General features: G+C 34.6%; 7 protein-coding genes and 20 tRNA genes. 2 read left to right on the plus strand and 25 right to left on the minus strand.

What is annotated here, in order from left to right; translation table 11 throughout:
* The first annotated feature begins 180 nt into the window (after positions 1-180).
* Positions 181-1,953 (plus strand): FAD-dependent oxidoreductase, encoded by a 1,773-nt coding sequence (locus BN1075_RS09955; RefSeq protein ID WP_052406502.1) that lies wholly within the window; start codon positions 181-183, stop codon positions 1,951-1,953.
* Between the two features lie 204 nt (positions 1,954-2,157).
* On the opposite strand, the gene fba is transcribed toward BN1075_RS09955, so the two are convergent.
* The 24 genes from fba to BN1075_RS10075 form a co-directional block, all read right to left on the minus strand.
* On the minus strand, positions 2,158-3,096 hold the full coding sequence (fba, locus tag BN1075_RS09960) for a class II fructose-1,6-bisphosphate aldolase (protein WP_040193009.1): 939 nt from the start codon (positions 3,094-3,096) through the stop codon (positions 2,158-2,160).
* A gap of 400 nt (positions 3,097-3,496) precedes the next feature.
* Positions 3,497-3,573 (minus strand) — tRNA-Arg (locus BN1075_RS09965).
* 126 nt (positions 3,574-3,699) lie between these two features.
* Positions 3,700-5,058 (minus strand): sulfatase family protein, encoded by a 1,359-nt coding sequence (locus BN1075_RS09970; protein WP_040193010.1) that lies wholly within the window; start codon positions 5,056-5,058, stop codon positions 3,700-3,702.
* 157 nt (positions 5,059-5,215) lie between these two features.
* Positions 5,216-5,289, minus strand: a tRNA-Gly gene (locus BN1075_RS09975).
* A 17-nt stretch (positions 5,290-5,306) separates the two neighbouring features.
* A tRNA-Pro gene (locus BN1075_RS09980) sits at positions 5,307-5,382 on the minus strand.
* 7 nt (positions 5,383-5,389) lie between these two features.
* Positions 5,390-5,466: transfer RNA gene (locus tag BN1075_RS09985), tRNA-Arg, on the minus strand.
* Between the two features lie 5 nt (positions 5,467-5,471).
* Positions 5,472-5,545: transfer RNA gene (locus BN1075_RS09990), tRNA-Gly, on the minus strand.
* A 4-nt stretch (positions 5,546-5,549) separates the two neighbouring features.
* Positions 5,550-5,624: transfer RNA gene (locus BN1075_RS09995), tRNA-Gly, on the minus strand.
* Positions 5,625-5,646: 22 nt separating this feature from the next.
* Positions 5,647-5,730, minus strand: a tRNA-Leu gene (locus BN1075_RS10000).
* A 10-nt stretch (positions 5,731-5,740) separates the two neighbouring features.
* A tRNA-Lys gene (locus tag BN1075_RS10005) sits at positions 5,741-5,816 on the minus strand.
* A gap of 6 nt (positions 5,817-5,822) precedes the next feature.
* Positions 5,823-5,897 (minus strand) — tRNA-Gln (locus tag BN1075_RS10010).
* Between the two features lie 9 nt (positions 5,898-5,906).
* Positions 5,907-5,982, minus strand: a tRNA-His gene (locus BN1075_RS10015).
* Between the two features lie 6 nt (positions 5,983-5,988).
* Positions 5,989-6,065 (minus strand) — tRNA-Arg (locus tag BN1075_RS10020).
* Between the two features lie 5 nt (positions 6,066-6,070).
* A tRNA-Gly gene (locus BN1075_RS10025) sits at positions 6,071-6,144 on the minus strand.
* A 4-nt stretch (positions 6,145-6,148) separates the two neighbouring features.
* Positions 6,149-6,223: transfer RNA gene (locus BN1075_RS10030), tRNA-Gly, on the minus strand.
* Positions 6,224-6,245: 22 nt separating this feature from the next.
* Positions 6,246-6,329, minus strand: a tRNA-Leu gene (locus BN1075_RS10035).
* Between the two features lie 10 nt (positions 6,330-6,339).
* Positions 6,340-6,415 (minus strand) — tRNA-Lys (locus tag BN1075_RS10040).
* Between the two features lie 6 nt (positions 6,416-6,421).
* Positions 6,422-6,496, minus strand: a tRNA-Gln gene (locus BN1075_RS10045).
* Between the two features lie 9 nt (positions 6,497-6,505).
* Positions 6,506-6,581: transfer RNA gene (locus tag BN1075_RS10050), tRNA-His, on the minus strand.
* A gap of 6 nt (positions 6,582-6,587) precedes the next feature.
* Positions 6,588-6,664: transfer RNA gene (locus BN1075_RS10055), tRNA-Arg, on the minus strand.
* Positions 6,665-6,669: 5 nt separating this feature from the next.
* Positions 6,670-6,743, minus strand: a tRNA-Gly gene (locus tag BN1075_RS10060).
* 17 nt (positions 6,744-6,760) lie between these two features.
* Positions 6,761-6,836 (minus strand) — tRNA-Pro (locus tag BN1075_RS10065).
* A 355-nt stretch (positions 6,837-7,191) separates the two neighbouring features.
* The gene (locus BN1075_RS10070; RefSeq protein WP_040193011.1) at positions 7,192-7,788 is read right to left on the minus strand and encodes an XTP/dITP diphosphatase; all 597 of its coding nucleotides are present in this window, start codon (positions 7,786-7,788) and stop codon (positions 7,192-7,194) included.
* An 18-nt stretch (positions 7,789-7,806) separates the two neighbouring features.
* On the minus strand, positions 7,807-8,784 hold the full coding sequence (locus BN1075_RS10075) for an AIR synthase family protein (protein ID WP_040193012.1): 978 nt from the start codon (positions 8,782-8,784) through the stop codon (positions 7,807-7,809).
* 98 nt (positions 8,785-8,882) lie between these two features.
* On the opposite strand from BN1075_RS10075, the gene BN1075_RS10080 reads away from it, so the two are divergent.
* Positions 8,883-10,277, plus strand: a complete 1,395-nt coding sequence (locus tag BN1075_RS10080) for a hypothetical protein (protein WP_040193013.1) — start codon at positions 8,883-8,885, stop codon at positions 10,275-10,277.
* Between the two features lie 30 nt (positions 10,278-10,307).
* Here BN1075_RS10080 and BN1075_RS10085 read toward each other — a convergent pair whose 3' ends face one another.
* A complete protein-coding gene (locus BN1075_RS10085) occupies positions 10,308-11,861 on the minus strand; it encodes an ABC transporter substrate-binding protein (protein WP_040193014.1) in 1,554 nt (517 codons plus the stop codon).
* Between the last annotated feature and the right edge of the window lie 111 nt (positions 11,862-11,972).

Below are 11,972 nucleotides of genomic sequence, written 5' to 3' on the forward strand. Positions count from 1 at the left end.
TTCTGTGTAGATATTTTAACAATATTATTTAATTATTTTTAAATTTTAAGTATATATTGTATATTTTTTAAATAATTTCTGACATTTTTTTCATCGTATTGCTTCTCATTTCAAGGTGTTGACTTTCCTCTTAGAGCATCTGATAGAATGTTTGTAGATTAACAAACAAGGAGGTTCAATATGAGCAAGAAAAAAATATTATGCTTACTTTTAAGTTCATTAATGCTAGTTACTACTACAGCATGCAGCAGTAATGACAAAAATGAAGGTGCTAAAGGTGAAAACAAATATACTCCGGGTGTTTATACAATTAACACAAATGGTATGAAAGGTGAAATGGTTGTTGATGTAACCTTTGATGAAACATCAATCACTGATGTAAAGGTTGTTAACCATAAAGAAACTTATGGTATAGGTTACGGACTTGATACAACTCCAATCGAAACAATACCTGGTAAAATCGTTGAAACTCAAAGTTTAGATGTTGATACAGTTACTGGTGCAACATTAACTTCAAAATTTTTAATAGGCGCTGTTAAACAAGCTGTAACTGAAGCTGGTGGAGCTCCTGAAAATTTAGCAGATATAGAAGACGCTAAAGGAGAAGATCAAACTTACGATGTAGATGTTGTTGTCGTTGGTGGTGGAGTTGCTGGTTTATCTGCTGCAATTGAAGCTGCTGAAGGCGGAGCTGACGTATTAGTTTTAGAAAAACAAGGAATCGTTGGTGGAGCAACTACAAGATCTGGTGGTAAGCTTATGGCTAACGGAACTGAGTTCCAAAAATCTGAAGGAATTGAAGATTCTAATGATCAAATGTTCTCATACCTAAAAGAAGTAGGTGGAGACTTAATAGATGATGAAAAATTAAGCAAATTTGTTGATAACTCACTTGATACCTTCAACTGGATGACTGAAATGGGTGTTGAAGTTCAAGATGTTGAACCAATCCATTCATCTCTAAAACCATGGAGAGTACATAATACAAAAGGTGGCGGCGGTATGACCGATGGTCACGGCGGTCAAATCATCGTTCCAATGATGAATAAATACAAAGAAGTAGATGGAGATATCATCTACAACGTAACTGCAAACGAATTATTAACTAATGATAATAAAGAAGTAGTTGGAGTAAAAGCTACTGCTAAAGATGGAAGCACTGTAACTGTAAATGCTAAAACAGTTATTCTTGCAACTGGTGGATACGCTTCTAATAAAGAAATGATGGCTAGATATGCTGACTTTACAGAGGGATATTCAACTCAAGTTCCTGCTGGAAACGTTGGTGATGGAATAACTATGGCTGAAGCTGTTGGAGCTCAAATCTTCGATAGCCCTAGTGCTCAAACTGTTTATGTAAGCTACACTTCTGGAGTAGGTATAAATGAAGAGGCAGGTCTTATCGTTTCTGAAGACGGAAAAAGATTTGTTAATGAATACACTTACCAATACCATGTTGGAGATAAAATGACTAAAGAGAACAGTTCTTTAGGTTACTACATTGCAACAGCAAATGATCCAACTCCAACAGTACAATATGCAATGACTTTAGAAGACACTCCAAGTGCTGCTTCAATAGAAGAACTGGCTGAATTAATTGACTTAGATCCAGCAACATTAAAAGCAACTGTTGATAGATACAATGAACTTTGCGCAAAAGGCGTAGATGAAGATTTCGGTAAGCCAAGCGACAAGATGTATCCTATAGAAGGTGAAAAGTACTATGCAATTAAACTTAACCCTGCTGTAACAGTTACTTTCGGTGGTATTGTAACAGACCTAGAGTCAAGAGTTTTAGATGCTAACAATAATCCAATAAAAGGATTATACGCTGCTGGTGAAACAGCCTTCGAAGGATTATTCGGAACTGAATATCCAGGATGTGGACTAGCAATATCAGCGGGTTCATTCTACGGACGTATAGCTGGACAAAACGCTGCAAATGAAAAATAATCTTTTATATTAAAGCTTAAACAACCCCGTTTAAATATATTAATATAATTAATTATTTTATATATTATATCTTATAGATGAGATGAAAGAGTATGGTTTACTGAGCCATACTCTTTTTTACGTACTAATCTATAACTTTTCCATATAAAAAAACAGTAAAATGACTAACGCATTTTACTGTTTTAATATTAAAGATTTTATATTTTATGCTTGACCTTCGCTTCCAAGAACTTCTTTAATTTTGTGGCTAACTAAAGTTTTAATATTCTCTCTACCAACCTTTAAATATGATCTTGGATCAAATACTGCGGGATTATTTGATAGTACATTACGTATACCTGCAGTGAATGCAAGACGTAAATCTGAATCTATATTTATTTTGCATACTGCAGAAGATGCTGCTTGTCTTAGCATTTCCTCTGGTATACCAATTGCATCAGCTAAGTTTCCACCGTATTGTTGTATCTCTTTTACATACTCTTGTGATACAGATGAAGCACCGTGTAATACTATTGGGAATCCTGGTATTCTTCTTTCAATTTCTTCTAAGATATCAAATCTTAATTGTGGCTTTTGACCTGGTTTGAATTTGAAAGCACCATGGCTAGTTCCTATAGCTATTGCTAAAGAATCAACTCCTGTACGTTTTACAAACTCTTCAACCTCAGCTGGATTCGTGTATGATGCATCTTCAGCAGATACGTTTACGTCATCCTCGATTCCTGCTAATTTTCCAAGTTCTCCTTCAACAACGCAACCATGAGCATGTGCGTAATCTACTACTTGTTTAGTTAAACGTATATTCTCTTCAAATGAATGTTTAGAACCATCTATCATAACAGATGTAAATCCACTATCTATGCAAGCTTTACAAATCTCAAAGTCTTCGCCGTGGTCTAAGTGTAAAGCAATAGGAATATCTCCAGCCTCAATTACAGCTGCCTCAACTAACTTCTTTAAATATGTCGGATTAGCGTATTTTCTAGCTCCTGCTGAAACTTGTAAAATAAGAGGTGATTTTAATTCTGCTGCTGCTCCAACAATACCTTGAATTATTTCCATGTTATTAACGTTGAAAGCACCAACAGCATAGCCTCCCTCGTAAGCTTTTTTGAACATTTCTGTTGTAGTTACTAATGCCATATTCAATTCATTCCTTTCTTTTCTCTACTTATGTAGTTTAATATACCTAGCTAAGTTAAGTATACCATTTTTTTGGTGAATTTAATACTGTTTAATAAACTAACTTCACCCTGCTATATAATCTTTAATGTTCTACACTAATTATAATATAATCTTTAATATTCTACACTAATAATAATATAATATAATCTAAAAGTTAAATATATACAACCTTTTTTTATTTAAAAGATTAAATTATTTAAATTAAACTCATTGCAACATATAAAAATAAACAATAAAATTATGAGTTACTTTTCTTCACTAATTTATAGCTAATTCAATCTCGTTACACCCGCGTTGCACACTTTTAATAAAAATACCAATAGCTCATTTCTCCGAACCATTGGTATTTTTTCATTTATGGCACACCCAAAGGGACTCGAACCCCCGACGCCTGGATTCGAAGTCCAGCACTCTATCCAGCTGAGCTATGGGTGCATATTGTAACACTATTATTTTATCACCAAAATAAGTTTGTTACAATAAAGGATTTTAGTGTATATACGGCATAATAGTACATATACCCCCACCCATACTATTATGCCGTATATGTCTGCAAAATATCTATCGAGCTGCTATAATTATAGGTTCTTCTTCACCAGCTAACTTCATTTCATATTTAAGTCTTTCTGCTAATTCTGCTCTTACTTCTTTATAACCTGTATCCTTTACTAGATTATTAAGTTCATATGGATCTTTTTCCAAGTCATATAAAAAATCCTCTTCATATATTGTGCTATCAGCATATTCATATCCATTTTTATCTGGTGCAAAGACACTATAAAGATATTTATCCGTACGTATACACCTTCCTACTCTGCTTTCACTTATTTGGGCAAAGATCTGATTCTTCCTATTACTTATATCTCCAAAGGCTACATCATAAAGATTTTCACCTACCATTTTTTCTCCAACATTTACTCCAGCCATTGCTAAAAATGTCTTTGGTAGACTCGCTGTGCTTACTAACTCCTTTACGCGCTTACCTCCCCTATACCCAGGTCCCGCAATAACTAGCGGTACATGTAAACAGCCTGAATGACATGAGCGCTTATAATCATCTGCTCCATTCAAATTTTTATCCTTATTTCTAGTTTTAAAATGAGAGCCATGATCAGAAGAATATACAATTATAGTATTTTCATATACCCCTTTTTCCTTTAATTTTGCAATAATTCGTCCCAAATTATCATCTAAACTCTTACAACATCCTAAATAATCCGGATATTCATTTTCAGCATTTCCTTTCAATGCCGCTAAATCACCTGGAAGTTTAAAATCTTTAAAGGTTTCTTTTGAACCTTCCGGTCCCTCATATCTATTTCTATCATTCTGATGATGAGGCTCTATATGCGAAATAGTCATGAAGAATGGTTTATCGCCCTTTTGCTGTTCTATATATTCTAAAGCAAAATCAGTAATACAATCTACACGATATCCTTTAAATTCGCATTTATTCATATTCTCATCAAATACATAACCATCATACCCATGAGAAGTAAACTCTAATATATCTGAAGCTCTCCAAAATCCCTTGTATCCTCCTCTTCTCTCAGGTGGAATTGCAGTTACAGTATAATCAATAACCTCTCCATTCTCAAGAGTCTCACTTGCTAAATGCCATTTACCAACATAACCTGCATCATATCCTGCTTCATAAAGATAATCAGCTAAAGTTTTAACCTTCAATGGAAGTGCTATATCATTTTTATAACAACCTATTTGAGTAGGATATTTTCCTGTTTGAAACATAGCTCTGCATGGTCCACAAACTGGTTGAGCTGTATATGCCTCATCAAAAACTACTCCTTCTTCTGCTAATTTGTCTAAATTCGGTGTAATATCTAACTCCTGTCCATAGCATCCAATAGTATCCCATCTCTGCTGATCAGAAAAGTAAAATATGATATTTGGTTTATTCATTTTTCTTCCCCCTACTTGAACCCTTATAAATAATTATCTATTACAATTATATCACACTGTTTTATAATTATAGAAATATTTGTGCATTTAACAATATATATAAACTTTTTCATTATAAACATAAAAAAACAAGTAGTTAATCAAACTACTTGTTTATTGGAGCGGGTGAAGGGAATCGAACCCTCGTAACTAGCTTGGAAGGCTAGCACTCTACCATTGAGTTACACCCGCATATTATTAAAATTTAGTGGTCGGGGTGACAGGGATTGAACCTGCGACCTCATGGTCCCAAACCACGCGCGCTCCCATCTGCGCCACACCCCGGCATATATGGTGCGTCTTAAGAGATTCGAACTCCTGGCCCACGCCTTAGAAGGGCGTTGCTCTATCCAGCTGAGCTAAAGACGCTTATTTGGAGCGGGTGAAGGGAATCGAACCCTCGTAACTAGCTTGGAAGGCTAGCACTCTACCATTGAGTTACACCCGCATATTGGAGCGGAAGACGAGATTCGAACTCGCGACGTTCACCTTGGCAAGGTGACGCTCTACCACTGAGCCACTCCCGCATATTTTACTTTTTAGAATGATTGGTGCAGATGAAGGGAGTCGAACCCCCACGCCTAAGGCGCTAGATCCTAAGTCTAGTGCGTCTGCCAATTCCGCCACATCTGCATGTTCATTCTGGTGGCTCGCCGGGGGATCGAACCCCGGACACCATGATTAAAAGTCATGTGCTCTACCGACTGAGCTAGCGAACCACATTTTGGCTGGGATAGCAGGATTTGAACCTACGAATGCCAGAGTCAAAGTCTGGTGCCTTACCGCTTGGCGATATCCCAATAATTAAATGGGGTGAATGATGGGACTCGAACCCACGACAACCAGAACCACAATCTGGCGCTCTACCAACTGAACTACATTCACCACATATGGTGCGTCTTAAGAGATTCGAACTCCTGGCCCACGCCTTAGAAGGGCGTTGCTCTATCCAGCTGAGCTAAAGACGCTTATTTGGAGCGGGTGAAGGGAATCGAACCCTCGTAACTAGCTTGGAAGGCTAGCACTCTACCATTGAGTTACACCCGCATATTGGAGCGGAAGACGAGATTCGAACTCGCGACGTTCACCTTGGCAAGGTGACGCTCTACCACTGAGCCACTCCCGCATATTTTACTTTTTAGAATGATTGGTGCAGATGAAGGGAGTCGAACCCCCACGCCTAAGGCGCTAGATCCTAAGTCTAGTGCGTCTGCCAATTCCGCCACATCTGCATGTTCATTCTGGTGGCTCGCCGGGGGATCGAACCCCGGACACCATGATTAAAAGTCATGTGCTCTACCGACTGAGCTAGCGAACCACATTTTGGCTGGGATAGCAGGATTTGAACCTACGAATGCCAGAGTCAAAGTCTGGTGCCTTACCGCTTGGCGATATCCCAATAATTAAATGGGGTGAATGATGGGACTCGAACCCACGACAACCAGAACCACAATCTGGCGCTCTACCAACTGAACTACATTCACCATATATGGTGCGTCTTAAGAGATTCGAACTCCTGGCCCACGCCTTAGAAGGGCGTTGCTCTATCCAGCTGAGCTAAAGACGCTTATTTGGAGCGGGTGAAGGGAATCGAACCCTCGTAACTAGCTTGGAAGGCTAGCACTCTACCATTGAGTTACACCCGCATATTATTAAAATTTAGTGGTCGGGGTGACAGGGATTGAACCTGCGACCTCATGGTCCCAAACCACGCGCGCTCCCATCTGCGCCACACCCCGTTACTGTCTAAACTTCACTGTCTCTTGACTTTCTGACATTTAGTAACCTTAACGACAAAATTTATTATACAGACTTAACCCTAATTAGTCAACACTTTTTTTAAAGTTTTTTTATATTATTATGTCATTTTTTCTTTCACACGCTTCAACCCTTTGATATAACTTGCATTTTCACTACTTATATATCTGCATTACCTACATACTTTGCAATTTTCAATAGTTAAATCTTGTAAAACCCCTAATAAAAGTATCGGAAACACTTCCTATATAGAAAGTGTTTCCTTCATTCAGATTGAATAAATATATCCTATTATATTCAACTTAACTATTCTTATATCAGGAGCTCTAAATTCCCTTAAAGGTATTTTTTTATTTCCACAGTTAATTTTTCTAAAGCTCTACCTCTATGGCTCATAGAGTTTTTAACTTCACTTGAAACATCATTAAAAGTAGCCTTTAATGACGGTACATAAAATAATGGGTCATAACCAAATCCTTCACATGGCTCATAGCTTTCTAAAATAAAGCCTTCTACTTCACCTTGTACTTGAACTTCATTTGCCTCATCAACAATCAATGCCATTGCACATACAAACTTTGCTTTTCTCTCCTCAAACGGAATTCCTTCCATTTCTCTTATTAGCTTTTTATTATTCTCTACGTCATTTCCATGCTCTCCACAATATCTTGCAGAATAGATCCCTGGAGCGCCATCTAAAGCTTCAACTGATAATCCTGAATCGTCAGAAAGAACCATCGCATCTTTACATAAAGCTTTTATAGCTCTAGCTTTAATTAAAGCATTTTCCATAAAGGTTGTTCCATTTTCTTCAACATCAACATCTATTCCAGCTTCTTTTAAAGACAAAACCTTCAGATCAAATTTACTAAGCATTTCCTTTATTTCTGAAATTTTATGTGCGTTATTACTTGCAACTACTAGTTTTCTCATAATTTTATCTCCTTACGTTTATTGTATATTAAATAATTCATCGGCTTCTGGTGGATTTACTTCTACTAAGCTTCCTTCTTCCTTTATCCAGCCGCCTGAATTAATTATATTACCAATTATAGTTCCTTTAATCCCTGCATCTTTAAGTTTCGCTAAAACAACTTGAGGATTATTAGTTGTCATAAGCATACTTCCCGAAGAAATCAATTTTAACGGATCCACATTAAATTCATCACAGACCTTACATGTTATATCACTTAAAGGCATTAGTTCTTTTTCTACAATAAATCCAGTGCCACTTGCACTTACCACTTCCCAAAGTGCACCCAAAACTCCCCCTTCTGTTATATCATGCATGGAAGATACACTACACTTACCACCTATAATACCTTCTTTTACAACACTTATCAAATTTACATATGACTTAGCCTCAGTAATTTCCTCTTCATTCAATACTTTTGAGCACCTATCTTCATAATCGCTCACTAATATAGCCGTTCCTTCTAAGCATAAATCTTTAGTAACAATAATGGAATCTCCAACCGTTGCGCCTGAAGTACTTATAGGTTCATTTTCATTACTTTTTCCTAAAGCTGTACAAGAAACTATTATTTTATTTACCGCCTCTGTAATTTCCGTGTGCCCACCAATTATCTGTGCTCCAACCTTTAAGGCCTCCTGATGTAGCTCTTCCATAATATCATGAAGTTCCTGAAGCTTTATTGCTGGTGGCGCTAAAATAGTAACTAAAAGTCCTAAAGGTTCAACTCCACATGAAGCTATATCATTACAATTAATATTAACTGCTAACTTTCCTATATTTTCAACTGCACCAGTTATAGGATCTGTTGATATCACACATTTACTACTGCCAAAATCAACTACAGCACAATCTTCACCAACGCCATTAGAAATTTTAACCTCTTCCCTCTTTTTCCCCGTATGATTATCTATTATATAGTTTAATTCATCCCAATTAAGTTTCCCTACTCTCATATAAATTCTCCTAACCTAAAAAACTATTTGATTTTAAGCACATTTTCGAACTTTAAATCATATGAATATATAAGATTAATATTCTGGTGGTGTTATTTTTGAAATTTATAGGACCTTTTTTACGAATTAACATATTAAATAATGACAATATAAAAAGTCAATTATTTCATTTATCTAAAGAGTCCTTAAAGCATATAGTTCTTTACTCAGGCTGTGGAATTATATGCAAAAATTCCGATTTAAGGAATAAAGCCTTACCTACTGATGATGATACCACAAATAGTGTGATTTCTCCACTATTATGTGTATACCGAAAAGCTGACGGAAAACTTCTTCAAGAAAAAGATAAACTTATCTGGAATCATAGAAAATTCAAGAAAGAAATAAACATATGCTCCAACGGTTATATGACCCTTGGATTACTTTACTTATCAGAATACTACCGTAACTTTTCTGGCATTGATAAAGATAAATTTAATCTGGCAAAATACTACGTTGACTTAGCAAGTGAACAACTTGAATTCTATGCGATTAACTGCAGGAGTGCTGATGGATTATTTATCGATAAATATGATTCATCTGATCCTCTAGAAAATGATTATAATTTGACTGATAAAGATATTAAATTCAAATTTTCAACTCAAGCTCTGCTTATGGCTGCCTACTATAAATGTTACACTTTATCAGATAAGAAAAGAGATGATTTCAAAGATTTCTCTTTAGATATTTTGAATTTATTCTCCAAACTAAAAAGAGAAATTCGAAATACTTCTCAAGATGAACTCGTTAAAATCTGTCTAGCTTTTAATATTTTTTATGAGGCATCACAACTTGATGAAGCAAGAGAAATACTTGTGGAATTCACTGATTTAATGTTAGAAAACATAAAACATATGCCTCCATCAGTTATCCGCGATAATGTTGATATGTCTTGTTTAAGTTATATAGCTGCTCATCTAGCATTCAAAAATACTGGTGTTGAAAAATTTACTGACGATGCACAATATATTTTTGAAGGTCTAGAGCGATTATATGACAATGAGCGTGGTGTATTTATTAAAGATTTATCTGAAAAAGAAAACAAGTTTACTTCTGATGAAATTCTTCTTTACTTATATTCCTTTATGATTCAAAGGGCAACCTTAGAAGGAAATGAGCAAAATGAACTTTCCTCAAAAATTCACAACATCTATAAAAATCAAGTTGTTAATTCAGGTATTATTCTTAGGTGGCCTGAAGCACCTCCTCTTGATGATGTAGAAAGATATAAAAACTTTTCAAATAAATCCGAAGACCTTTTAGATGACAGCTACTTTAGAATGGCTAATTGTCTTGGAACTGATTCAAATAATCTTGCACCTATTTTTGTAAAAAGCGTTTCTCTTAATAGAAAAAAAGAAAGCTATAAACAATATAAGAGTACATTTGACTCCTGCAAAAATATGTTTAACTTTTTCACAATAATATACTTAAATTCTACTTTAGATTTCTAATTTGTTTATAAATTTAAAAGAGTACGATCCTCATCGTACTCTTTTAATCATTTCTAAATCAATATTTCCTCTTTTATTAACATAAAATCCAGAAAACTCATTTTTATAACATATTACATTATTTACTTCATACAAAGGAATTTGTGATAACTTTTCAGATAATATTTGCTCACACTCTTCAAATACTGTATTTCTTTCATCTTCATCCATGATATATAAAGTTTTATGAACTTTATCTTTACACTCTTCGTTTCCCTGCGCAGCAGCTAATTGATTCAAATACTCAAATTCTCCCTCGTATTTATATTGAAAGCTGCTAATACATATGTCATATTCGCCAGCTTCAATAACATTTTTAATTTCTTCACTTGAGTATGCCATTGGTTCAAACTCCATCCCCGTTGCCTTTGAAAGTTCTTCACACAATTCCTTTGCCACTCTTCTTTGAAGACTTTTGTCCTCATAGATAACTATAATTTTTGAATTTCTTTCCTTATTTAAGTCTTTAAAATATTTTTTTGCATTGCCTTCAAATTGCGGTTTGAAAACTTCTAGCGTTTTGCCTTCAGCCTCCACAGAAGAATATACTGTGTTTAATAAACTTTCAGAAATACTTTCAGAACACACTTCTCGATTCAAACTATCTTTAACAGCTATTCTAAATTTAATATCCCCTGAAATCCTTTCTTCACTATCATTAAAGCTTAGAAATAGTGATTCATTGCCTGCAAAGCTTTTAATCATATTTTGTTTTTTTAATCTATACACCTCATTAACAGGCACATCCATCATTACATCAACTTTATTGCCAGTTTTATTCTCTGTATCCTCAAATATTGCAAGGGCATTTTCAGCACTATCAATAAAAGAAATTCTAATTTCCTCGTCCGTAATATTCTTAGAATTATAATATCTTTCATTTTTCGAAAGAATTACTTCATCACCCAAAACACTTTTTATAATAAATGGTCCTGTATATCGAATTTCATTATATCTATTCTTATAATTATTTAGCTTCTCATAATCCCTTAAAACATAAATCGGATGAGATAAAATTTCAAGAAAATAAGGGCATGGATTATTCAATCTTATGGTTAACATATCATCTTTAGAAATAATAGCAACCTGTGAAAAATCTATTCTTCCTTCTCGATAATCCTTAACACCATATATAAAATCTAAATCACTTCTATATATATTGCTTTCATCATCTAAAAAACTTTTAAAGAAATCCACGAAATCCTTAGAAGTTATTTTTGATCCTGTACTATAATAAATGTTATCTCTCAGCTTAAAGTTATACTCCAATCCATCCTCTGATACTTGAAATTCTTCCGCTAGGGCACCAACTATTTTTCCATTTTCATCTTCTTTGACTAGTCCTTGAAATAAATTTATTAACAAATCCTTTTCTCTAACATAATTGGTCGCAGTCAGCTTTAGGTTTTCCGGATTAGCTGCCATATTATAATTTATATATTGATCATATGGATTTTTATTATCCACTACTGATATATCTCTTTCAATAGATATCCCTAAAAAAATAATCATGACTATCATTGTAAACGCTAATATTTTTTTCATATCCATCTCCTCCCTTTTAGAAATTATTACCTATTTATTAAATTAATAAACATATCATATTTTTTATTATATCTTTTACTACTTTTTAATACATATGATATAATATTATTT

The sequence above is a fragment of the Clostridium culturomicium genome (assembly GCF_000821305.1).
GTDB lineage: Bacteria > Bacillota > Clostridia > Clostridiales > Clostridiaceae > Clostridium_J > Clostridium_J culturomicium.